Here is a 22,664-nt window from a genome sequence, read left to right as displayed (position 1 = left end):
GGGTTACACGACGTGCGGGGAGCGGACGTGTTCGTAGATCACGCTCGTGTTGACGTCGGCGACCTCGCGCCGCTCGGTGAGCCGGTCGATGACGAACGCGTACAGCCCGTCGTTGTCCGGCACCGCGACGTGGATCAGGAAGTCCCAGCCGCCCGCGGTGACGAAGAGCCCGATCGTCTCGGGGAGCGCCGCTACCCACTCCCGGAACGCGCTGATCACCGGCCGGGACGGCGGGCGGATGCGCACCGAGATCAGCGCCTGCACCGGCCGTCCGACCGCGGCCAGGTCGATCTCCGCGCGGTAGCCCGCGATCACGCCGCGCTCACGGAGCGCCCGGATCCGCAGCAGCGACGTGGACGGCACCACCCCGACCGCGGCCGCCAGTTCGCGGTTCGTCGCCCGCGCATCGTTTTCCAGCTCCCGCAGAAGAGCCCGGTCGATCGCATCAAGCACTGGTGTTTCCCCGATTCATCGAACGTCGTTCATCGCTTGCGCCATAGTCCGCAACGGAAGCTTAGTGTTCCGGCGGAACGCAGCACATCGAAGGAGTGATCGATGACTCTGGTGTCGGAATCGCAGGACGAACTGCTCGCGCTGACCACCCGTCAGCAGCGGACGAAGTGGGTCGTGGTGGTCGACCGGGACCTGCCGATCGGGCTGATCGCGAACGCAGCCGCCTGCCTCTCGGCGACGATCGGCCAGCAGCGGCCGGACCTGCTGGGGCCGGTCACCACCGACGGCTCCGGGCTGGCGCACCAGCCGCTGCCGTTCATCGGCTGCGCGATCCTCGGCGCGGACACCGCGACCGTGCACCGCGTCCGGACGAAGGCCGCCGCCCGGCCCAGCTTGCTCGTCGTCGACATGCCGCAGGCCGCGCAGCGCGCCACCGCCTACACCGAGTACCAGGCCGCGATGGCCGCGACGCCGCACGAGGAGATGGCGTACTACGCGGTCGGCCTCGTCGGCCCGCGCAACCAGATCGACAAGGTCGTCGGCGGCCTCACCCTGCTGCGCTGAGCGTTAGCGGGGCGCCGCGGCGAGTTTGAGGCCGAAGCCGATCAGGGCGGTGCCGGTGACGCGGTCGATCGCACGGTGGACGACCGGGCGCCGGAGCCATCCGCGGACGGCGTGGGCACCGAGGATCAGCGCGGTGAACCAGAGCATCCCCTCGGCGTTGTGCACCAGCGCCAGTGCCAGCCCCATCAGCAGGTGCGGGGCGTGCTCGGGGAGGAACTGCGGGATCACCGCGAGGTAGAACGCGCCGACCTTGGGGTTGAGCAGGTTGGTCAGGACGCCGCGTCGCCACGCCCGCCAGGCGCCGTCGCTGTCCGTGGGCTCCGGTGCCGCCGCGGTCGCCCCGCGCCGGCCGAGCGTCTCCCGGATCAGCTGGACGCCGAGCCAGACCAGGTAGGCGGCGCCGGTGATCCGGAGCGCGGTGTAAGCCAGCGTCGATGCGGTGAGCAGCGCGGACACGCCGACCGCGGCCGCCGCACCCCAGGCCAGCGACCCGGTACCGATCCCCGCTGCGGCGGCGAAGGCCGGGCGGCGTCCACCGACGATCGCGGTGCGTAACACGTAGGCGGTGTCCAGCCCCGGGACGATCGTGAGTAGCGCCGCCACCACCGCGAACGAAACCAGTGCCGACGTGACTGACACCGAGCCTCCTGTGACCTGCGTCACGCGCCTTCACGTCCCGAGGGTCGCGCCCCGTCTAGGTGCTCGTCAGTCCCACGACGAGGAAGGACGGAAACGATGCGCGAGATCGTGGTACTCGGAGCAGGGTACGCGGGCATGGCGGCGGCGACGAGCCTGGCCGGGCGCACCAAGAAGCGGGACGACGTCCGGATCACGGTCGTCAACGCGAGCGAGCGGTTCACCGAGCGGCTGCGGCTGCACCAGGTGGCCTCCGGCCAGCAGCTGGCCGACCTGCGCCTGACCGACCTGCTGAAGCCCATCGGCGTGCGGCTGGTGACCGGCTGGATCACCGGCATGGACGCCGCCGCGCGGACGGTCCGGATCGACGACGAGCGAGACCTTCCGTACGACACGCTGGTGTACGCGCTGGGTGCGGTCGCGGACACGACTGCGGTGCCGGGCGCCGAGGCGAACGCCGCCACGCTCGACAGCGCGGCCGACGCCGAGCTGTTCGCCCGCCGCCTGTCCACCCTCGCCACCGACCCGGCGGCCGCCACCGACCCGGCGGCCGCCACCGACCCGGCCGCCGTCGCCGCGCCGGGCGCCGCTGCCGGGCCGTACGCGGCCGGGCCGCGTGTGACCGGGCCGCGTGTGACTGGGCCGCTTGTGACCGCGCCGCGCCCGGTCGGGCCGGGCCGCGCGACGGTCGCGGTGTGTGGCAGTGGGCTCACCGGCGTCGAGGCCGCCGCCGAGATCGCCGAGCAGTACCCGTCTCTCCGCGTCGTGCTGATCGGCCGGAGCGAACCGGGAGCCACGTTCGCACCGAAGGCCAAGTCCTATCTGGATGGCGCCCTGCGCCGGCTGGGTGTCGAGGTGCGGCCCGGCGTCGAGATCGCCGCGATCGAACCGGACGCGGTGCGGCTCGCCGACGGCGAAACGATCAGTGCCGACGCGGTGCTCTGGACCAGCGGTGTCCGGGTGTCACCGCTGCCCGCCAAGGCCGGGCTCGACGTCGACGACCGGGGCCGGATCGTCACCGACAGCACGCTGCGGTCGATCTCCCACCCGGAGATCTACGCGGTCGGAGACGCGGCCGCGATCCGGCAGGGATACGGGGTGATGCACGGAACCTGCCAGAGCGGCATGCCGACCGGTGCGCACACCGCGGCGTCGATCGCCCGGGAACTGGACGGCAAGGCACCCGAGCCCTTCCGGTTCGGCTACTACCACGCGCCGATCAGCCTCGGCCGGAACGACGGAATCGTCCAGTTCACCCACCCCAACGACACCCCGCGCTCCCTCTGCCTGACCGGCCGACGGGCCCGCTGGTACAAGGAGACCGTGACTTCCTCGCCCTGGTCGACGTTCGGCCGGATGACCACCAGCCCGGGTATGACCGCGATCTGGCCCCGTGGCGGCCGGTACACCCGATGACCGAGAGTGTTTTCGCCGACCACCGCTCCCTGCTGTTCTCGGTCGCCTACCGCATCCTCGGCAGCGCCGCCGACGCCGAGGACGCCGTGCAGGACGCCTGGGTGCGGTGGTCGGCGGCCGACCGCTCGCGGGTCGCCGACCCCAAGGCGTACCTGGTGCGGATCGTGTCGAACGTGGCCATGGACCGGCTGCGTTCGGCCAGCGTCCGCCGCGAGACCTACATCGGGCCCTGGCTCCCCGAACCGATCCTCACCACCAGCGACGCCGCGGACGACGTCGCGGTCGCTGACAGCGTCTCGACGGCGCTGCTGGTGGTGCTCGAGAGCCTCAGCCCGCTGGAGCGGGTGGTGTTCGTCCTCCGCGAGGCGTTCGGCTTCACCTACCGCGAGATCGGCCACGCCGTCGAGCGGTCCGAGGACACCGTGCGCCAGGCCGCGGCCCGGGCCCGGGCGCACGTCCAGGCGCGGCGACCGCGGTTCCCGGCGACGCGCGCCCGGCACCGCGCGGTGACCGAGCGTTTTGTCGCCGCGGCGAGCGGGGGAGACCTCAACACGCTGATGGAGCTGCTCGCCCCCGACGTGGCGCTCTGGACCGACGGCGGCGGCAAGGTCCGGCAGGCGATGCGTCCGGTGATCGGTGCCGAGCGGGTGGCCGCCTGGTTCGCCGGGGTCGCCTCCCGTCCCTACGAGGGCGTCGATCCCGCCGACATGGTCATCGAGGTGGTGGAGCTCAACGGTGCGACCGGGGTCGTGTTCTCCGGCGCGGGCCGGGTGTTCGCGACGCTCACCGTCGACCTGGACGATGAGGGACGGGTCGCCACGATCCACAACGTCGCCAACCCGGACAAACTCCACGACGTCGCCGCCGGCACCGTCCACCCACTGCCCTCCTAGAGTCACCTGACCGATGCGGTTGCCCGTGTTCGCGGCAGGATAGGGTCGGTTGGCTGGTGAACGGAGGGGTAAAGCACGATGGTCAAGCCGGTGGAGTCACAACCGGTACTCACCCCGCTCACCGAGGCGGCGATCTTCCTCGTCGTGGTGATCCGCGAGAACGGTGAAGATCCTGTCCGCGACCTGATCCCGGACGTGGCGGGGATCGCCCGCTCGGTCGGGTTCCGCGCTCCGGAGGGCGACCTCAGCGTCGTCGTCGGATTCGGCTCGGACGCCTGGGATCGGCTGTTCGGCGGTCCGCGCCCGGCGGAGCTGCACCCATTCCGCGAACTGACCGGCCCCCGGCACAAGGCCCCTTCGACCCCCGGTGACCTGCTGTTCCACATCCGCGCCCGGCGGATGGACCTCTGCTTCGAGCTGGCCACCCACCTGCGGCGACGCCTCGGGGACGCCGCCGAGGTCGTCGACGAGACCGTCGGGTTCCGGTACTTCGACCAGCGTGACCTGATGGGCTTCGTCGACGGCACCGAGAACCCGACCGGCGCGTCCGCGATCGAGGTGGCGACGATCGGCGACGAGGACCCGGACTTCGTCGGCGGCAGCTACGTGATCGTGCAGAAGTACCTGCACGACATCGAGGCCTGGAACCGGCTGCCGGTGGAGACCCAGGAGCGGGTGATCGGCCGCACGAAGCTCGACGACATGGAGCTTCCCGACGACGTCAAGCCGGCCGACTCGCACGTGGCGCTGAACACGATCGTGGACGAGGACGGAACCGAGCGGCAGATCGTCCGCGACAACATGCCGTTCGGGTCGGTGGCCGCCGGCGAGTTCGGCACGTACTTCATCGGGTACGCGGCGACCCCGTCGGTGACCGAGCAGATGCTCGTCAACATGTTCATCGGGCGTCCGCCGGGCGTCACCGACCGGATCCTCGACTTCTCCACGGCGGTCACCGGCAGCCTGTTCTTCGTGCCCAGCGCGGACCTGCTGGACGATCCGCCCGGTCCCCCCGAGAAGCTTCAGGCCACACCCGAAACCCCCGACGACGGGTCGCTGCGCATCGGCAGCCTCAAGAGGAGCACCGCACCGTGAACAATCTCTACCGCGAGCTCGCGCCGATCTCGGACGCCGCCTGGGCCGACATCGAGACCGAGGCCCGCCGGACGTTCACCCGGCACGTCGCCGCGCGTCGTGTCATCGACGTGATCGGCCCCTCCGGCGAGGAGCTCTCCGCCGTCGGCACCGGGCACCTGAGCGACCTGGCTCCGCCCGCCGAGGGTGTCCGGGTGCGCAGCCGCATCGTGCAGCCGATCGTGGAGTTCCGGATCCCGTTCGTCGTCGACCGCCAGGCCGTGGACGACGTCGAGCGCGGCGCGAAGAACTCGGACTGGCAGCCGGTCAAGGACGCGGCCAAGGCACTGGCGTTCGCCGAGGACCGCGCGATCCTCGACGGGTACGCCGCAGCAGGCATCGTCGGCCTGCGGCCGGGCAGCACCAACACGAAGATCGCGCTGCCGGACGACGTCCGGGAGTACCCGAACGCGGTGGCGCAGGCGATCACGTCGCTCCGGCTGGCCGGCGTCGACGGCCCCTACAGCCTGCTGCTGTCCGCCGAGGCCTACACCGCGGTCGCCGAGACCAGCGATCACGGCTACCCGATCCACGAGCACATTGCCCGGGTGCTGCGGGACGGCGAGATCATCTGGGCACCGGCGATCGACGGTGCGGTGGTGCTGTCCACCCGCGGTGGCGACTACGAGCTGTACCTGGGCCAGGACGTCTCGATCGGTTATCTGTCGCACGACGCGACGTCGATCGAGCTGTACTTCCAGGAGTCGCTGACGTTCGTCGTCCAGACCGGCGAAGCCTCGGTGAACCTGACCGCCTGACCTCCGAGAAACCTGTCCAGTTATCGACGTATCACCCGCGGGTGATACGTCGACAACTGGACGATTTTCTAGCGAGCCGTGGCGTACTGCTCGCGCAGTTTGCCCTTCACCAGCTTGCCGGTCGGCGTCCGGGGCAGTGCGTCGGTGAATTCGAACTGGCGGGGCACCTTGAACCCGGCCAGCCGCGCCCGCGCGAACTCGGTCAGCGAGGTCCGCGTCTCGTCGGTCGGCGAAGCCGATGCCACGAGCTGCACGACCGCGAGCACCGCCTCGCCGAACTCCTGGTCGGGCACCCCGATCACCGCGACGTCCAACACCGAGGGGTGCTGCAGCAGCACGTCCTCGATCTCCTGCGGGTAGATGTTCACGCCGCCCGAGATGATCGTGAACGCCTTCCGGTCGCTCAGGTACAGGTACCCCTCGTCGTCCAGCCGCCCCACGTCGCCGACCGTCGTCCAGGTCGGATGGTCGCGGTGTTGAGCGCTCCGGGTCTTCTCCGGGTCGTTGTGGTAGCTGAACGGAAGGTCGTCGCGTTCGAAGTAGATCAGGCCGGTCTCGCCGGTCGGCAGGACGTTGCCCTGGTCGTCGCAGATCCGCGGGATGCCGATCATCGGTTTGCCGACCGAGCCGGGGTGCTTCAGCCAGTCCTCGGAGCCGATGAACGTGCCGCCCGCGCCCTCGGTGGAGGCGTAGTACTCCTCGAGGATCGGACCCCACCACTCGATCATCTGCCGCTTCACCTCGACGGGGCAGGGCGCGGCGGCGTGGATCGCGACCTTGTGCGAGCTCAGGTCGTAGCCACCGCGCACCGAGACCGGCAGCCGCAGCATCCGGACGAAGTGCGTCGGCACCCACTGGCTGTGCGTCACCCGGTAGCGCGCGATCGCCCGCACGGCCCGCTCGGCGTCGAAGCTCGGCATCACCACGACCGTGCCGCCGAGGCTGGTCACGACCATGCTGAAGCGCAACGGTGCCGCGTGGTAGAGCGGCGCGGGGGAGAGGTAGACCGTGTTCGCGTCGATCCCGTAGATCGGGCCGAACACCGCCACGTACGGGTCACCCGGCTCGTGAACCTGCCGCTCCGGCAGGACCGGCTTGATGCCCTTCGGGCGCCCGGTCGTGCCCGACGAGTACAGCATGTCGCCGCCGCGCGGCTGGTCGGCCGCGGGCTCCGGGGACGCGCCGGCGAGGAACTCTTCGTAGTCGGTGTAGCCGGAGTGCGGTTCGCCGCCGATCAGGACCCGGGTGCGCAGGGCCGGGAAGTCACCCTCGACGAGCGGCCGCAGCCCCGCGGAGACGACCAGCGCGGACGCACCGCAGTCCCGCAGGATGTACTCGACCTCGGGCTTGGCGAGGTGCCAGTTCACCGCGGTGAGATAGAGCCCGGCCCGCAGGCACGCCCAGTACACCTCGTGGACGCGCGGGCTGTTCTCGGTGAGCAGCGCGACGACGTCGCCCGGGCGCAACCCGGCCGCGGTGAACGCGTTCGCGAGCCGCGTGGACCGCTCTTCCAGCTGGGCGTAGGTGAGAACCTCGCTGTCGTCTTCCATGATGACGGCGGGCTTGTCGGGGGTGGAGGCGACGTAGGCTCCTGGGTACACGGGCAACACCTCACGCGCTCGGAGGAGTCCGAGGCTTGCGCCGTGGGCGCGACACCGGCCTCGGGAACCTGGCCCAGGCATCGTGACTCCGACCCCACCCCCGTGTCGAGAGTCGCGGTTAACTTAATCCGGTCTTCCGGGCACGAAAACGGTAACTCCCGCCCGCGCTGGAAACGGTCGGATCGGTGAATCCGGCTCGACGCAGCCGATCGGGGAGGGCGTCGGGGTCCACGACGACCATCGTGTCCCCGAGGTGCAGGAGCCGGAACCGGTGGCTGTACCGGCTGTCCGAGCCCGCGAACGTGCCGCCCGGACGCAGCACCCGGCAGGCCTCGGCGAACAGCCGGTCCTGAGCGGCGGGCGACGGTACGTGGTGCAGCATCGTGAAGCACACGACCGCGTCGAAGGACTCGTCCGGGAACTGCAGGTCGGTCGCGTCACCGGTCACGATCGTCGCCCGGTCACCGAGTTCCCGGTCGAGCAGCGCGGCGGACGCCGGGTCGACCTCCACCGCGGTGAGGCGCGGAACGGTGCCGGCCAGCACCTTCGTCGTCGCCCCGAAACCGGGTCCGATCTCCAGCACCTCCTCGCCGAGGGTCACGCCGGCCAGGGCCCACGGCAGGAGCTTCTCCTCGACCACGCCCGCCCACCGATCGGAGCTGCACAGCCTGCGATGTATCCAGTTCATCGGCACGGGAGCGACGCTAAGCCGAGGGTGAGCCCGGCCGCGACGCGCTAGCTTGCCAAGGTATGTCGCGTAACGGCCACGACGGCGTGCCCGGTGCGGTCTTCATCGGTGACTTCGCGCTGAGCGGCGGCGAGTGGTTCCCGTCGCACCGCCATTCGGTGCACCAGCTGGTCTGGTCGCGGCGCGGGGTGGGCAGCGTCCGGATCGGCGACGCGACCTGGTTCCTGCCCCGCACGCTGGCGCTCTGGGTGCCGGCCGGCGTGGTGCACGCGACCGGAGCCGTCGACCCGTCCTGGAACCGCAGCCCGTACTTCCGCCCGGAACGGTGCCCGGCTGGGATCCGGGAGTGGGCGGAACCGACCGTGGTCGCGGTGTCGCCGCTGCTGGCCGCGTTGATCGACCACCTCGCGGACGAGCACCTGACCACCGACGAGCGGATCCGGGCCGAAGCCGTGGTCTTCGACCAGTTGCGGCCGCTCTCCACGGTGGCGATCCCGCTACCGATGCCGCGGGATCGTCGCGCGGCCCGGATCGCGGCGGCCCTGGTCGAGGACCCGGCCGACGACCACACGCTCGCGCAGTGGGCGTCGGAGGTCGGCGCGAGCGCCCGCACGTTACGCCGGGTGTTCCTCGCCGAGACCGGGCTGTCGTTCGGCCGGTGGCGGACCCACGTCCGGCTGCGGGCGGCGATGCCCGTCCTGGCCGCCGGTCAGCCGGTCGCGGCGGCCGCCCGCCGAGCCGGGTACGGGACGCCGAGCGCGTTCGTCGCGGCGTTCCACCGCACGGTCGGCGTCCCGCCGGGGGTGTACTTCGCGCGTGGCTGACCGTTGGGGCAGTCTGGTCCGGTGGAACCGAAGATCACGCTCGGCAGGCTGGAACTGATCGACGAACTCGAGGACCTCTGGCTCGCGCTCCACGCGCATCACCAGGAGGGCTTGCCCGGCTTCGCCTACCATCCGCCCGCCACGTCCTGGCGGAACCGCCGGGCCCAGTACCACCACTGGCTGGCGCACCCGCAGGCGTTCGTCCTGGTCGCCTACGACGGCCCGACGCCGGTCGGGTACGCGCTGGTCGAGGTCATCGAGGGGCCGGAGGACACCTGGGTGACCGGCGACCGGATCGCCGAGCTGCAGACGCTCTCGGTCGCCCCGGGGTGGCGGGGGCGCGGGCTCGGCACGCTGCTGCTCGACCGGGTCGACGCCGAGCTGGCCGCGCGGGGCATCCACGACCTGCTGATCGCGGTACTGGAGGGCAACGACGGTGCCGAGCGGTTCTACCAGCGGCGCGGTCTGAAGAAGGTGATGAGCACGTACGCCCGCTTCTCTGGCGGTGAAACTCCGCAAAAAGGATGATTATCCTGCAACTGTTCGGGTAAGGCGGTTTCGACCCAAGGGGGGCGGGGCCGGTGTTTACGCTGAACGAGGCCTTCCTGAACAGTGAAGATCGACTGCGTGCAGTCAACAGTGCCCGCCGTACGCTCCCGGCACGCCCCGTGCCGCTCGACGGCATCGCCCGTGCGGCGGCGCGTCTGCTGGAGGCCCGCACCGGGTTGGTGACGCTGGTCGACGCGGAGACCGAGAGCTTCGCCGGTGCGTTCGGCGCACCGGCGAAACTGGTCTCCGGGGGTCGCGCGCCGCTCTCCTACTCCGTCTGCAAGTACGTGGTCAGCGCTGACCACCCGGTCGAGTGCGGCGACATGAGCGCCGACCCCGCGCTGCGGCACCACCCGCTGTTCGCCGAGTACGGCCTGCGGTCGTTCCTCGGGGTCCCGGTCCGCGACTCCGACGACCGGACACTCGGCTCGGTGACCGTGCTGGACACCGTGCCGCGGACCTGGGACGGCGGTCACCTGGCCACGCTGCTCACCGTCGCCGACCTGATCGGCCCGGTACCGACCGACGAGCGGCGAACCGCCGTCGCGGCGGTGGCCGGGCTGGACACCGGGACCGTCCTGGACGGCCTGTTGGAAGCGTTCGTCGCGGTCAGCGGCGACGGACGGATCATCGGGTGGAACGCCGCCGCCGAGGAGGTGTTCGGCTGGAGCGCCGCCGAGATCGTCGGCGAGCCGGTGGACCGGCTCGCGATCTGCGGTCCCGCGATCGCCGCCCCGTTCGGTGAGATGTTCGCGGGAGGGCCGGTTCAGTCCCGCCTCCTCCGCTGCGTGCATCGGGACGGCCGACCCCTGCTGCTCCGCTGCCGGACGTCGATGGCCCGTGGCCCGGCCGGCGCGGTGATCTGTGCGTTTCTCACCGACGAGACCGCGCGCACCGAGGCGGAGGCCGACGCCGCGCGGGCGCGCCTATTCAGCGACACGCTCCTGGACAGCCTCCACAACGGCGTGATCGCGTGCGACGCCACCGGGCGGATCGTCCTGGTCAACCGCGCGTTCCGGGCACTGCACGACCTCCCGCCGGACTGGCCGTCCACCGACCTGCACCAGGCCACGATGGAGCTGCTGCCCCGGCTGCACCACGCGTCCGGCACCCCGTTCCGGCCGGTCGAGACCCCGCTGCGCCGGGCGTTGACCGGGCAGTCGGTACACGAGACCGACATCCGGCTCGCGGTGCCCGAGCGGCCGATCCGCCACCTCACGGTCGACGCGCGGCCGCTGCGGGCGGCCGACGGCTCCGAGCTCGGCGCGGTCGCCACGATGCTGGACGTCACCGCGACCCGCCGGTCCACGCGGATCAGCGACTGCGAGCTGCGCGTCGCCCGGCTTCTGGCGCGCGCCGAAACGCTGGACGACGTCGCGCCGGACCTCGTCGCGACGGTGGCCGGCTCGCTCGGCTGGACCCACGTCGGGTTGTGGCTGGTGGACACCGCCGCCGACGTGCTGCGTCCGGTCGCCGCCTGGCCGAACCCGCTGCTCGCCGACGGCAGGCCGCTGCCGGCCGCCGTTCGGCCCGGGGTGGGCAGCACCGGAACGGTCTGGGTCACCGGCGAACCGCTGTGGATCCCGGATCTGCGCCGCCTCTCCGCCGAGCACGCGGCGCTCCTCGGGAAGCATCCCGAGTACGCGGCCGCCACCGACCTGCGGGCGCTGCTGGTCATCCCCATCCCCGGCGACGGGGTGCCGATCGGCGTGCTGACCTGCGCGAGCGACCATCCGCAGCACGACGACTCGCTGGTCGAGGCCCTGCTGACCGGGGTGGCCGCGCAGGTCGGCCACTTCCTGGTGCGGAGGCGGGAACGGGAACTCGCCGACGAGCTGCATCGCACCAAGCAGGACTACATCGCGCTGGTCGGCCACGAACTGCGGACGCCGGTCACGTCGATCGCCACGTACAGCGAGCTGCTCGGGATGAGCGCGGCCGGCTGGCCCGAGACCGACCGGCACCTGCTGGACGTGGTCGTGCGCAACACCGCACGCCTGCGCGAGCTGATCGAGGAGCTGCTCGACCTGAGCGCGGTGGAGAGCGGCGCGCTCAGCCTGACCATCGAGGAGGTCGATCTCGCCGGGATCGTCGAGGCCGCCGCCGACGCCCTGGAGCGGCCGGCCTCGATCACGCTCCGCGTCGAGGCCGGGACGGCATTTCTCGTGCCGGGGGACGCCGGGAGGTTGCGCCAGGTCGTCGACCAGGTCCTGTCCAACGCGGTGAAGTTCAGCCCGGACGGCGGTGAGGTGAAGATCTGCCTGCGCGCGGAGCCGGACACCGCGGTCCTCACGGTCGCTGACCACGGCCTCGGCATCCCGGACGACGAGCGCGACCGGGTGTTCGAGAACTTCTTCCGATGCGAGGCGGCGCAGACCGGGGGCATCCCCGGCGCGGGTCTGGGGCTGAGCATCGCCAAGGCGCTGATCACCGCCCACGGGGGCACGGTCGCGCTGAGCGACGGAGAGGGCGGCACGGGGACCGTTGTGACGGTGTGCCTGCCCCGCCGCGTCGTCGGCCACCTCGACGACGGGCACCACTGACACTCCGGGCGATCCTGGAATTCTTCAAGTTTTCGGGGCGTCCCGGGGTTTCGACCGCGCCGCCGGTGGCATCCGACCGCGTCCGCTTCGCCCGACGTCGCCCCGGAGAGTGTTTATGGCAGCCGACAGCAACGTCACACAGAACCCCGACCAGGCGGCGCCTGCGCCGGTAAGTCCGACCGGTCGGACCGAGCGGGAACACCTGTTCGGCGGTGACCCCCGCGCCCAGGCGGGGGAGCACCTCACCACGTCGCAGGGCCTCCGGCTCTCCGACACCGACCACTCGCTCAAAGCAGGACCGCGCGGGCCCTCGCTGCTCGAGGACCACCACCTGCGGGAGAAGATCACCCACTTCGATCACGAGCGCATCCCCGAGCGCGTGGTGCACGCCCGTGGGGCCGCCGCGCACGGCACGTTCGTCGCCTACGGCAACGCCGCTTCGGCCACCAAGGCGAAGTTCCTCGCCGAGAAAGGCCACAAGACCGACGTCTTCGTGCGGTTCTCGACCGTGCTGGGCTCCCGCGGCTCCGCGGACACGGTGCGGGACACGCGCGGGTTCGCGACCAAGTTCTATACCGACGAGGGGACGTTCGACCTCGTCGGCAACAACATCCCGGTGTTCTTCATCCAGGACGGGATCAAGTTCCCGGACATCATCCACGCGGGAAAGCCGCACCCGGACCGCGAGATCCCGCAGGCCCAGTCGGCGCACGACACGTTCTGGGACTTCGTGTCGCTGCACACCGAGGCCACCCACCACGTGTTCTGGAACATGTCCGACCGCGGCATCCCCCGCTCCTACCGGACGATGGAGGGCTTCGGCGTCCACACGTTCCGGCTGGAGAACGCGGACGGTGAGACCTGCCTCGCGAAGTTCCACTGGAAGCCGATCGCCGGTGTGCACTCGCTGGTCTGGGAGGAAGCGCAGATCGCGGCGGGCGTCGACCCGGACTTCCACCGGCGGGACATGGCCGACGCGATCGAGGCCGGCGCGTACTTCGAGTACGAGCTCGGGCTGCAGCTGCTGCCGGACTCCCCGGACGAGACGTTCCAGGGCATCGACCTGCTCGACCCGACCAAGTTCGTCCCGGAGGAGCTCGCGCCGGTGCAGCGGGTCGGCAAGCTGACGCTCGATCGCAACCCGACGAACTACTTCGCCGAGACCGAGCAGGTCGCGTTCCACCTCGGCAACCTGGTGCCGGGCATTCAGGTGACCAACGACCCGCTGCTGCAGGCCCGGCTGTTCTCCTACCTGGACACCCAGCTCACCCGGCTGGGCGGCCCGAACTTCCCGCAGCTGCCGATCAACCGGCCGCACACCGAGGTCAACGACAACCTGCGGGACGGCATGCACCAGACCGCCGTCCACCGTGGGCAGGCGCCGTACCTGCCGAACTCGATCGACGGCGGCGGTCCGTTCACCACCGACGGGTACGTGGAGGTGCCGCGCGAGGTCGCCGGCCCCAAGGTGCGCGAGAACCCGGCCTCGTTCGACGACCACTTCAGCCAGGCGGCGCTGTTCTACCACTCGCTGAGCCCGGTCGAGCAGGTCCACGTCACCGAGGCGTTCACGTTCGAGCTGGGCAAGTGCTACGAGCAGGCGATCAAGGAGCGTGAGCTGCAGGTGCTCGCGAAGATCGACGCCACGCTGTGCCAGACCGTGGCCGCGGGGCTGGGTCTGCCGGCCCCGAAGGACGAGCCGGTGACGCACGGACCGGTGTCGCCCGCGCTGTCCCAGATCCCGCCGGGTCCGGGGCCGATCACCGGCCGGATCATCGGCGTCGTCGCGGGGCCGGGTGCGGACCTGTCCGGCATCGAGAAGCTGCGCGAGCCACTGGAGGCCGCGGGTGCGGTGGTGCGGATCATCGCACCGCAGGGCGGGATGCTGGGTTCCGGGAAGTCGCAGCAGGTCGTGGAGCGGACGTTCCTCACCGCCCGCTCGATCGAGTTCGACGCGATCGTCGTGGCCTCCGGCGTGGCTGAGACGCCGGACGCCGGGGACATCAAGGCCCGCATCCTGCTGCTGGAGGCGTTCCGGCACAACAAGGTGATCGCGGCCTGGGGCGACGGCGTGAAGGTCCTCGCCGGCGCGGGTATCGCCGGTGGCCCGGGTGTTCTGCTGGCGGACAACCCCGACAAGGACTTCGCGACGTCGTTCGTGCAGGCCGTGGGCCTCCACCGCGTCTGGGAGCGCGCCGACGCCGTGATGGCTTCCGAGGTCCCGCCGGCTTAGGCCTTGTGGAGTGCGGTGGCAACCTCGAGGGCGATCTGGTGCTCCTCCTTCACTTGGACGACGAGCACCGGCACATCGGCGTCCGGCGCCGAGATCAGCCCGTCGTCCTCGCGGTTGCCACCGCTGACCGGCTGCACCCCCAGCACGGCCAGCTCCGAACAGACCGCCGCTCGCACCTCGGGCTGGTCCCAGCCGATCTCCCCGGTGAACACCAGCGCATCCAAGTGCGGCAGCGACGCGGCCATCGCGCCGATGGCTCGCCGGACGGCATGGGCGTAGGCGTCCAGTGCCGCGGCGGCCGCCGGCTCGGACGACCCGACCAGCTCCCGGGTGTCGTCGGAGAGCCCTCCGGACATGCCGAGCAGCCCGGACTTCTTCTGGAGACCCTCGGCGAGCTCGTCGCGGGTCAGCCGCCCGTCGAGCAGCCAGAGCAGCAGCCCCGGGTCGACCGCCCCGGAACGCTTGGTCATCGGGATCCCGTCCAGCGGCGTCATGCCCATCGTCGTATCGACGCTGCGCCCGCCGGCGACCGCGCACACCGAACCACCGCCGCCGAGGTGGGCGATCACCAGGTTCGGCGACGGCCGTCCCAGCAGCACCGCCGCGCGGCGGGATGCCCACGCGTACGACAGGCCGTGAAATCCGTACCGGTGCAGCCCCCAGCGCTCTCGCCATTCGGCGGGCAGCGGCAGCATCGCCGCGGCCGGCGGTAGCCCGGCGTGGAACGCGGTGTCCGGGCACACGAAGTGCGGTACGTCCGGAAGCTGCGACCGGGCTGCGGCCAGCAACGCCAGCGCCGGTGGGACGTGCTGCGGTGCGAGGTCGGCGACCTCGCCCAGCGCGTCCGCCAGCGCGTCGTCCACGACCGTGGGGACCGCGACGACGCGTGCGCCGTGCACCAGGCGGTGACCGACCGCGTCCGGTTCGTCCGGGAGCGTGCCGAGGAGGTCGCGCAGCGCGTCGGTGGCCTCGTCCGAACCGGGCTCGACGTCCAGCGTCTCGGCGGCGAGCTCGTCCATCGCGTCCGGATCGTCGGCGGTGCGGATCAGCGCGACCCCGACGCTGTGCGACCCGGCGGTGACCGCGAGAACCCGTGTCATGCCTACCGGAATACACACTGCATCCGGCGTTGAAACCGACCCGCGGAGGTCGTCACCGAGGGCAAATCGGCGTGAACTGTTGTGAGCCGGTCCTAGGATGGAGATCTGGCTAACTGGGGAGGGCCCGAGTGGACCTGGATACTTTCTTTTCCACCGGATCGTCGGCGATCTCGTCCGCTCAGAACACTTTCACGAACAGAACGTCGGAGATCGAAGCATTTGGTCGGTCACTGCAGAGCGTTGACGATCGCCTCGGGGGAGCGCGCGGGCTGGTCGAGGACGTTATCTCGCCCCGCACCAACGTTCTGGTGTTCTACGGATTGGGGGGAATCGGCAAATCGCGTCTCTCTCGCGAACTCGAGTCCCGGCTGCACCGGGAGCGTCCGGAGTCGGTGGAGCGGCTCAGTTTCCGGCACGACTTCGATTCGGGTCAGGCCAGCGACATCGAGAGCATTCTGCTGGGCCTGCGTGCGGTGCTCGGAAACTACCGGCCGGTCTGGCCCGCGTTCGACCTCGCTTTTGCGGCGTATTGGGAACGGGCCCACCCGGGAATTCCGATGCAGACCGTGCTGAACAATTCGTCGATGCTCCGCCGGCTGAGCGGCAGTTCGCAGGTGGGCACGCAGATCCAGGATGCCGTGCAGGATCTGCTCGCGAGCCCCGGCGGTGTGCTGGGAATCTTCGTCGCGGGTGCGAAGGCCCTCGGCGGTAGCGTCCGGGATCGGATCGCCGAGCGGCAACTCCTGCGCGAGTGCCCGTTCTTCGAGCCGGTCGTGTCCGAGTCCGATCCGATCGTCATGCGTTCGTACCTGGCATCGCTGCTCGCTTGGGACCTGGCACGGGTTCAGGAGCGACGGGCTGCGGACGGGGTGACGCTCAGCCTCACGGTGTTCTTCGATACCTGGGAGCGAGTCCAGGAGTCGGAGCCCCGGCGGAACGACCTCGAAGACCTCCTCGCGCGGATCGCCTATTTGACTCCGAACGCCCTGTTCGTCCTCACCGGCCGGAACCAGGTCCGCTGGGCGGACGAGGCGAGTCGTGCGTGCATGCAATGGGCAGGGCCGGAGAGGTGGCCGTTTCTCGCCGACGAGCTCGGCGAGGTCGAACCTCGGCAGCACCTCGTCGGATCCCTGTCGAATACCGACGCGGAACGGTTCTTGACGCTCCGGCTGCAGGATTCGGGAGAACCGGCGATACCCGTGACCATTCGTCAGCGGATCATCGCCGGGGCGAGCGGCGTGCCGCTGTACCTGGATCTCTCCGCGGTTCAATACGCGCAGGGCCTCGCCCGGGGGGCCGAGGTCAGCGAGAACGACTTCGGGCAGCCTTTTCCCGAGGTGGTGCTCAGGATCCTTCGTGATCTGAAGGCCAATCAGCGGACGCTGCTGCGAATGGCCTCGATGGTGAGCAGGTTCGACGCGGACCTCCTTCTGGCCGGTGCGTCGGATCTGCCGGACTCGGCGTTAGAACAGTTTCTTCGGCGATCCCTGGTGCAGCGGTATCCCAATGACTTCCTGCCCTACGGGATTCACGAGTCGCTGCGTGATGCCGTCCAGGATGCGGACGTTGCGGAGGATCGGTGGTCGGAGCGAGAGTGGTCGGCGGCGGCGGCGCGGCTCCTCGCGGAAATCCATCGCCGCATTCGCCCGGAACTCGACGCTACCGGTGCAATCGAGAGCTCGACGCTGGCCGGTTACTTCGTGGAGGCATTCCGGCTGACCAGCTGCACCAAAAAGATCCCGTCGTGGGTGTGGCAATTGGCCGGCCGTCTCCACTCGATCGGTAATTTGGCTGCGTTGGCCGGCGTGATGTCGGTGGTTCCGGAAGGAAACGTCGCTATTCACAACTCGGCCTACGGGCTGTGGGCGATAGCGCATCGTCGGACGTTGGGTCCGGAACGCACGGCGGAGATCCTCGACGGGATTCTCCGGCGCTCCGACCTGGATCCGGTGGGCCGCCAGTACCTCGGCTACTGGTCGGCGTGGATGCTCGATGAGAGTGGGCGCTGGGACGCGGCACGGGCGCTCCGGCTGTCGCTCAGTTCGTCGGACGGGTACTTCCGCCCGTTCGTGGCGCACGCGCTGTCGCGGAGCGACTGGGTCTGCGGCCGGCTGCGCGATGCCGTCGCGGCGATCTTCGACGACGCCGACCCGCTGCAGCGCTTCTGGCAACAGGGCATCGCCGGCCGTGTCGCCTGGATCTGCGGCCGGTTCGAGGAAGCGGACTCGCTGTTCGAGGAGCGGATCGAGACCGCGCGGAGCATCAACGCGCTCGACCTGTACGCGCATGCGCTGCGGACACGCGCTGAACTCCGCTGCTTCACCCGGCCGGGGTCGCAGGCGGAGGCAGCGGAGGCGATCGACATCTATCGCCGGATCGGCGTGCCGGTCAGTGAGGCGGAGTGCCGTGTCGCCGTGGCGATCGCGAACACCACACCGACCTCGCGCGACGAGGTGCGGGAGGCTCTCGCACCGCTTCGGCAGCCCACGGCCGGCGTGCCGGTGTACGCGCTGGTGGCAGAGATCTTCGCGGATTGTGTGGCCGGGCGCCTGGAGCCCGCCGTCGAGGCGTTCCGTCAGCTCCAAGCCGCCCGGGAAGGCGACTCGTACGTCTACTGGGAAGAGATCGCGTCGTGGTGGATCGCTGAGCTGGACGCGACCGTGAGCCTGAACGCGTCCACGGGAACCGACTGGGTTTACGGAAAGGACGAAGCGCGCCAGAGCTGGACGCAGGTGCTGCGGGCGCGTCGCGAGCCGGACGCTAGCGAGCGAGAAGTCTCAGCGAACTGAGGAACAGTTCGAAAACGGCAGGCATATCGACGGCGTCCGGGTCCAGGAGCCACTGGATCTGGAGCCCGTCCATGAGCGCGATCAGCGCGGTGGCGGCGGCGTCGGCATCGATCTCGGCCGGAATGTCCCCGGTGGACTGCGCTTCGGACACGGCGTCGCGCAGCATCGCCCGTAGCGCGCGGTACCGCTCGGTGAACGGCTCGCGCGCGGGGTGGCCCTCGGCGACCGCCTCGCCGGCCAGCGTCGTGTAGAGCTGGACGAGCCCCGGCACACTCGTGTTGTGCCGGACCTGCTCGGCCAGGCGTTCCAGTGCGGCATGCCCGGTCACCGGCTGGTCCGCCGGGAAGAGACGGGCCGCGTCCTCGGCGTCGCGCACCGCGATGACCTCGGCGAGCAGGTGCTCCTTGGATGCGAAGTGGTGGAGCAGCCCGGCCTGGCTCAGCCCGACCCGGTCGGCGATCTCCTTGAGCGAACCACCGCGGTAGCCGGACTCGGCGAAGACCCGGACCGCCTCGTGCAGGATCTCGGCGCGTTTCGCCCTGCCCTTGGAGTAGCTGCCCCGCGGCCGACGCCGTCCGGCCGGCTGCGTGGCCCCTGGATCGACGTCTACCGGTTGATTCGTCACACCGCCACGCTAGGCGACGCCACGATCCTCGTCCTAGGATAGAAACCTATCGGCCAGTCGGTTTTTACCGCGCTGCCGATCCACCGCAGAGGAGCGGTCCATGGCCTTCGACCCGACAGCGCTGTCGACGCGCACGGCGCCGCCCGGCACGCCGCTGGGGCGCTTCGGCGCGACGATGCCGCTCGCGGCGTTCGGCCTCAACCTGGCGTTGCTGACGCCGGTCGTCGTCACGCTCGCGCTGAAGGTGGAGGCGGTCGCGCCGGACACGAAGGAGCGCGACTTAGGCATCGTGCTCGGCATCGGGGCGTTCCTCGCGCTGGTCAGCAACCCGCTCGCGGGCCGGCTGTCCGACCGCACCGCGTCCCGGTACGGGATGCGCAAGCCGTGGCTGCTCGGCGGCACGCTCCTCGGCGCGCTCGGCCTCGTGGTGGTCGCGACCGCGGACGACGTCCTGATGATCGGCATCGGCTGGTGCGTGACGCAGGTGGCCTACAACGGGGCGCTCGCCGCGCTGTCGGCGACGCTGCCCGACCAGGTCCCCTCCGCGCGCCGGGGCGCGATCAGCGGGCTGGTCGGCATCACGACGCTGCTCAGCATCGTCGTCGGGTCGCTGTTGACGGCGGTGCTCGACGGTGACCTGGCCCGCTTCCTGGTGCCCGCGCTGATCGCACTGGCACTCGTCGGCCTCTTCGTGTTCGTGCTCAGCGATCGGGTCGCCGCCGGGCGTCCGGCTGGCCGGCTGGACCTCAAGGCGTTTCTCGGGTCGTTCGTCTTCGACCCCCGCCGCTACCCCGACTTCGGCTGGGCCTGGCTGACCCGGTTCACGTTCGTGTTCGCGGCGGCGACCGGCCTCACGTACCTGCCGTTCTTCCTCAGCGACGAGCTCGGCATCCCGACCGACGAGGTGCCTGGCCGGGTCGCGATCGCCACCGTCGCGGCCGCCGCGGTGACCATACTGACCAGCGTTCTCGGCGGATTCTTCTCCGATCGGCTCGGACGGCGGAAGCCGTTCGTCGTGGTCGCCGCGCTGGTCGCTATGGTCGGACTGATCGTCGTCGCGCTCTCCGGCTCGTTCACCCAGTTGCTGATCGGGGAGATCATCCTCGGCTTGGGGACCGGCTGCTTCTACGCGGTCGACCTCGCGTTGATCACCGAGGTGCTCCCCAGCGCGGACGACGTCGCGAAGGACCTCGGCGTGATCAACATGGCCAACGCGCTTCCCCAGTCACTGGCGCCGGCGATCGCGCCGGTGTTCCTGGCGATCGGCGGCTACCCGCTGCTGTTCGTCGCCGGAGCCGTCGTCGGGATCGTCGGCGCGCTTCTCGTCACCAGAATCAGGAGTGTGGCATGAGTGAGGACCTCCTCGGCAAGCTGTCGTTGGAGCAGAAGGTTCGTCTGCTGACCGGCGAGGACTTCTGGTCGCTGTACCCGGAGCCCGCGGTCGGCCTGCGCAAGGTCGTGCTCTCCGACGGTCCGGCAGGCGTCCGTGGCACCAACTGGGACGAGCGGGACCGCTCGGCCAACATCCCGTCCCCGACCGCGCTCGCCGCGTCCTGGGACGTCGGCCTGGTGCAGCGGCTCGGCCGCCTGCTGGCCGCCGAAGCCCGCCGGAAGAACGTCGACGTGCTGCTCGCGCCGACCGTGAACCTGCACAGGTCGCCGCTCGGAGGGCGGCACTTCGAGGCGTACTCGGAGGACCCGCTGCTCTCCGGCGAGATCGGCGCGGCGTACGTCCGCGGGGTCCAGTCCGGCGGGGTCGCCGCGACCGTGAAGCACTTCGTCGCCAACGACAGCGAGACCGAGCGGATGTCCTACGACGTCACGGTCGACGACCGGGCGCTGCGGGAGGTCTACCTCGCGCCGTTCGAGCGGATCGTCGCCGAGGGCGTCTGGGCGGTGATGGCCGCCTACAACGCGGTGGCCGGTGCCACGATGACCGAGAGCCCGCTGCTGCGTGACGTGCTGCAGGACGAGTGGGGCTTCGACGGCGTCGTGATGTCGGACTGGTTCGCGACCCGCAGCACGGTCGCGGCGGGCAACGCGGGCCTGGACCTCGCTATGCCGGGCCCGATCAGCCCGTGGGGTGACGCACTGGTCGCCGCGGTCCGCGACGGGTCGGTACCCGAATCGCGGATCGACGACAAGGTCCGTCGCCTGCTCCGGCTGGCCGAACGGGTCGGTGCGCTGGACGGGATCGCTCCGGCGGTGCCGTTGATCGGTCCGGCGCCGGACGCGGAGGTCGCCGCGCTCAGCCGCGAGGCCGCGGCGCGCGGGATGGTTCTCGTGAAGAACGCCGGTGTCCTGCCGCTGTCGGCTCCCGCGCTGCGGAAGGTGGCCGTCATCGGCCCGAACGCCGTGCAGGCCCGGACGATGGGCGGCGGGTCGGCGAGCGTCAGCCCCACGTACACGGTGACGCCGCTCGCGGGGTTGAGCGCGGCGCTCGGAGAGGGCGTCGAGGTCGTCGCCGCCTCCGGCTGTTTCCCCAGCGAGAAGCTCGACCCGGTGCCGTTGGAGCAGGTCACCGACCCGGTCGACGGCACTCCGGGGCTGCGCGTCCGGTTCGTCGACGAGACCGGCGCCCCGCTCGCCGAGGAGCACCGGGAGAGCGGTCAGCTGACCTACCTGGGCAGCTTCGCCGGTGCCGAGGCCTCCCGGGTGAGCGCGATCGAGATCGCCACCCGGTACACCGCCCTGGTGGACGGCGACCACCTGCTGGGCGCCGCCGGTGTCGGCCAGTTCCGGCTGACCGTCGACGGCCACGACGTCCTCGACCAGGTCATCGACCCGCCCGGCCCGGACCTGGTGGAAGCGATGATGAACCCCGACCAGGCCTACGCGCCGGTCCGGCTCGCCGCGGGCGGCTCGGTCGACGTCGTGCTGCGGTACGAGCTGCCCGCGGGCAACACGTTCGCGGCCGCGATGCTCCGCCTGGTCGCGCAGCCGCCCCGTCGCACCGAGGACGACGAGCTGGAGCACGCGGTCGCGCTGGCCGCCTCCGCGGACGCCGTGGTTCTGGCCGTCGGCACCAACGAGGAGGTCGAGAGCGAGGGGTACGACCGCGCCGGTCTCGCGCTGCCCGGGCGGCAGGACGAGCTGGTCCGGCGGGTCCTCGCGGCGAACCCGCGCACGGTCGTCGTGGTGAACTCGGGGGCGCCGGTCGTCCTGCCGTGGCTCGACGAGGCCCCGGCGGTGCTGCTCTCGTGGTTCGCCGGGATGGAGACCGGCAACGCGCTGGCCGACGTCCTGCTCGGCGCCGAGGAGCCGGGCGGGCGGCTGCCCACCACCTGGCCCGCGGCCGAGGACGACGTCCCGGTGTACTCGACCCGGCCGGTCGACGGCGGGCTGACCTACACCGAGTCGATCCATGTCGGGCACCGCGGCTGGCTGCGCTCCGGTGCGCAGCCGGCGTTCTGGTTCGGGCACGGCCTCGGGTACACGACCTGGGCCTACTCCGCGGCCGCGGTCGGGGGCAACGCGGTCGAGGTGACCGTGCAGAACACCGGCTCGCGTTCCGGGCGTGAGGTCGTCCAGGTCTATGCGTCGCGGCCGGAGAGCGCGGTCGACCGGCCGGCGCGGTGGCTCGTCGGGTTCGCCGTCGTGTCCGCGGCGGCCGGCTCGGCGGCGACGGTGCGGATTCCGCTGCCCGCCCGCGCGTTCGAGCACTGGTCCGGCGACGGGTGGGAGCGCGAGCCCGGGCCGTTCACCCTGCACGTGGGCCGCTCGGTCGTCGATACCCCACTGACCCTGGAGGCCTGAGCGCCACCCGCGCGCCCCGTCCTCCGTGTCAAAGTTGAGCGTCGTACGCTCAACTTCGGGGAATGAAACGTCCCGCCCCGGTGTCTTCCGGGTTGGACGTAG

Annotated in this window: 18 protein-coding genes; 12 read left to right on the top strand and 6 right to left on the bottom strand. The window is 70.9% G+C overall.

Translation table 11 applies throughout. The features are described from left to right. Window positions 1-3: 3 nt before the first annotated feature. Window positions 4-453, bottom strand: a complete 450-nt coding sequence (locus tag BUB75_RS34055) for an Lrp/AsnC family transcriptional regulator (RefSeq protein ID WP_073263085.1) — start codon at window positions 451-453, stop codon at window positions 4-6. Between the two features lie 102 nt (window positions 454-555). Between BUB75_RS34055 and BUB75_RS34050 the strand changes: the two genes are divergently transcribed. Next, entirely contained in the window at window positions 556-1,017 is a 462-nt protein-coding gene (locus tag BUB75_RS34050; protein WP_073263083.1) for a DUF2000 domain-containing protein, read from the top strand. A 3-nt stretch (window positions 1,018-1,020) separates the two neighbouring features. Here BUB75_RS34050 and BUB75_RS34045 read toward each other — a convergent pair whose 3' ends face one another. Further along, on the bottom strand, window positions 1,021-1,656 hold the full coding sequence (locus tag BUB75_RS34045) for a LysE family translocator (RefSeq protein WP_073263081.1): 636 nt from the start codon (window positions 1,654-1,656) through the stop codon (window positions 1,021-1,023). A 96-nt stretch (window positions 1,657-1,752) separates the two neighbouring features. Here BUB75_RS34045 and BUB75_RS34040 point away from each other — a divergent pair, with 96 nt between their 5' ends. The 4 genes from BUB75_RS34040 to BUB75_RS34025 all read left to right on the top strand — a co-directional run bounded on the left by BUB75_RS34040 (window position 1,753) and on the right by BUB75_RS34025 (window position 5,854). Further along, complete coding sequence (locus BUB75_RS34040; RefSeq protein WP_073263079.1) at window positions 1,753-3,069, top strand: NAD(P)/FAD-dependent oxidoreductase; 1,317 nt, start codon at window positions 1,753-1,755, stop codon at window positions 3,067-3,069. Beyond that, window positions 3,066-3,962 (top strand): RNA polymerase sigma-70 factor, encoded by an 897-nt coding sequence (locus BUB75_RS34035; RefSeq protein ID WP_073263077.1) that lies wholly within the window; start codon window positions 3,066-3,068, stop codon window positions 3,960-3,962. Before BUB75_RS34040 ends, BUB75_RS34035 begins: the two co-directional genes overlap by 4 nt. Before the next feature lie 78 nt (window positions 3,963-4,040). Then, on the top strand, window positions 4,041-5,057 hold the full coding sequence (locus BUB75_RS34030) for a Dyp-type peroxidase (RefSeq protein ID WP_073263075.1): 1,017 nt from the start codon (window positions 4,041-4,043) through the stop codon (window positions 5,055-5,057). Then, on the top strand, window positions 5,054-5,854 hold the full coding sequence (locus tag BUB75_RS34025; RefSeq protein ID WP_073263073.1) for a family 1 encapsulin nanocompartment shell protein: 801 nt from the start codon (window positions 5,054-5,056) through the stop codon (window positions 5,852-5,854). The genes BUB75_RS34030 and BUB75_RS34025 overlap by 4 nt, the downstream gene beginning before the upstream one ends. Window positions 5,855-5,922: 68 nt before the next feature. On the opposite strand, the gene BUB75_RS34020 is transcribed toward BUB75_RS34025, so the two are convergent. Together BUB75_RS34020 and BUB75_RS34015 are read right to left on the bottom strand one after the other, a co-directional pair. Continuing rightward, window positions 5,923-7,455, bottom strand: a complete 1,533-nt coding sequence (locus BUB75_RS34020) for an acyl-CoA synthetase (protein ID WP_073263071.1) — start codon at window positions 7,453-7,455, stop codon at window positions 5,923-5,925. Between the two features lie 118 nt (window positions 7,456-7,573). Beyond that, a complete protein-coding gene (locus BUB75_RS34015) occupies window positions 7,574-8,143 on the bottom strand; it encodes a class I SAM-dependent methyltransferase (protein ID WP_218617936.1) in 570 nt (189 codons plus the stop codon). A 62-nt stretch (window positions 8,144-8,205) separates the two neighbouring features. On the opposite strand from BUB75_RS34015, the gene BUB75_RS34010 reads away from it, so the two are divergent. The 4 genes from BUB75_RS34010 (at window position 8,206) to BUB75_RS33995 (ending at window position 14,292) form a co-directional block, all read left to right on the top strand. After that, entirely contained in the window at window positions 8,206-8,967 is a 762-nt protein-coding gene (locus BUB75_RS34010; protein ID WP_073263067.1) for an AraC family transcriptional regulator, read from the top strand. Between the two features lie 21 nt (window positions 8,968-8,988). After that, a complete protein-coding gene (locus BUB75_RS34005; protein WP_073263065.1) occupies window positions 8,989-9,495 on the top strand; it encodes a GNAT family N-acetyltransferase in 507 nt (168 codons plus the stop codon). 140 nt (window positions 9,496-9,635) lie between these two features. Next, window positions 9,636-12,059: a sensor histidine kinase gene (locus BUB75_RS34000; protein ID WP_073263063.1), complete on the top strand. Its 2,424-nt coding sequence runs from the start codon at window positions 9,636-9,638 to the stop codon at window positions 12,057-12,059. Between the two features lie 115 nt (window positions 12,060-12,174). After that, window positions 12,175-14,292 carry a catalase gene (locus BUB75_RS33995; protein WP_073263061.1) on the top strand — a complete coding sequence of 706 codons (2,118 nt, stop codon included), beginning with the start codon at window positions 12,175-12,177 and terminating at the stop codon, window positions 14,290-14,292. On the opposite strand, the gene BUB75_RS33990 is transcribed toward BUB75_RS33995, so the two are convergent. Beyond that, window positions 14,289-15,392, bottom strand: coding sequence for an acetate/propionate family kinase (locus BUB75_RS33990; RefSeq protein WP_073263059.1), 1,104 nt, complete (start codon window positions 15,390-15,392; stop codon window positions 14,289-14,291). The genes BUB75_RS33995 and BUB75_RS33990 overlap by 4 nt on opposite strands. Before the next feature lie 308 nt (window positions 15,393-15,700). On the opposite strand from BUB75_RS33990, the gene BUB75_RS33985 reads away from it, so the two are divergent. Further along, window positions 15,701-18,181 carry a hypothetical protein gene (locus tag BUB75_RS33985; RefSeq protein ID WP_143175591.1) on the top strand — a complete coding sequence of 827 codons (2,481 nt, stop codon included), beginning with the start codon at window positions 15,701-15,703 and terminating at the stop codon, window positions 18,179-18,181. On the opposite strand, the gene BUB75_RS33980 is transcribed toward BUB75_RS33985, so the two are convergent. Continuing rightward, window positions 18,153-18,806 (bottom strand): TetR/AcrR family transcriptional regulator, encoded by a 654-nt coding sequence (locus BUB75_RS33980; protein WP_073263055.1) that lies wholly within the window; start codon window positions 18,804-18,806, stop codon window positions 18,153-18,155. The two genes, BUB75_RS33985 and BUB75_RS33980, sit on opposite strands and share 29 nt — an antisense overlap. A gap of 100 nt (window positions 18,807-18,906) precedes the next feature. Between BUB75_RS33980 and BUB75_RS33975 the strand changes: the two genes are divergently transcribed. Beyond that, complete coding sequence (locus BUB75_RS33975; RefSeq protein WP_084742053.1) at window positions 18,907-20,157, top strand: MFS transporter; 1,251 nt, start codon at window positions 18,907-18,909, stop codon at window positions 20,155-20,157. Further along, window positions 20,154-22,562 (top strand): beta-glucosidase family protein, encoded by a 2,409-nt coding sequence (locus tag BUB75_RS33970; RefSeq protein WP_073263053.1) that lies wholly within the window; start codon window positions 20,154-20,156, stop codon window positions 22,560-22,562. Before BUB75_RS33975 ends, BUB75_RS33970 begins: the two co-directional genes overlap by 4 nt. The last annotated feature ends 102 nt before the right edge of the window (window positions 22,563-22,664 follow it).

The sequence above is a fragment of the Cryptosporangium aurantiacum genome (assembly GCF_900143005.1).
In the GTDB taxonomy this organism is placed as follows: domain Bacteria; phylum Actinomycetota; class Actinomycetes; order Mycobacteriales; family Cryptosporangiaceae; genus Cryptosporangium; species Cryptosporangium aurantiacum.
This window is presented reverse-complemented; position numbering and strand designations above follow the sequence as displayed.

What these genes read in the sequence shown, in the direction of transcription:
- BUB75_RS34040 (WP_073263079.1), top strand. Translation starts at nt 1,753, where the DNA reads ATGCGCGAGATCGTGGTACTCGGAGCAGGGTACGCGGGCATGGCGGCG.
- BUB75_RS34050 (WP_073263083.1), top strand. Translation starts at nt 556, where the DNA reads ATGACTCTGGTGTCGGAATCGCAGGACGAACTGCTCGCGCTGACCACC.
- BUB75_RS34030 (WP_073263075.1), top strand. Translation starts at nt 4,041, where the DNA reads ATGGTCAAGCCGGTGGAGTCACAACCGGTACTCACCCCGCTCACCGAG.
- BUB75_RS34010 (WP_073263067.1), top strand. Translation starts at nt 8,206, where the DNA reads ATGTCGCGTAACGGCCACGACGGCGTGCCCGGTGCGGTCTTCATCGGT.
- BUB75_RS33975 (WP_084742053.1), top strand. Translation starts at nt 18,907, where the DNA reads ATGGCCTTCGACCCGACAGCGCTGTCGACGCGCACGGCGCCGCCCGGC.
- BUB75_RS33970 (WP_073263053.1), top strand. Translation starts at nt 20,154, where the DNA reads ATGAGTGAGGACCTCCTCGGCAAGCTGTCGTTGGAGCAGAAGGTTCGT.
- BUB75_RS34015 (WP_218617936.1), bottom strand. Translation starts at nt 8,143, where the DNA reads ATGAACTGGATACATCGCAGGCTGTGCAGCTCCGATCGGTGGGCGGGC.
- BUB75_RS34035 (WP_073263077.1), top strand. Translation starts at nt 3,066, where the DNA reads ATGACCGAGAGTGTTTTCGCCGACCACCGCTCCCTGCTGTTCTCGGTC.
- BUB75_RS33995 (WP_073263061.1), top strand. Translation starts at nt 12,175, where the DNA reads ATGGCAGCCGACAGCAACGTCACACAGAACCCCGACCAGGCGGCGCCT.
- BUB75_RS33990 (WP_073263059.1), bottom strand. Translation starts at nt 15,392, where the DNA reads ATGACACGGGTTCTCGCGGTCACCGCCGGGTCGCACAGCGTCGGGGTC.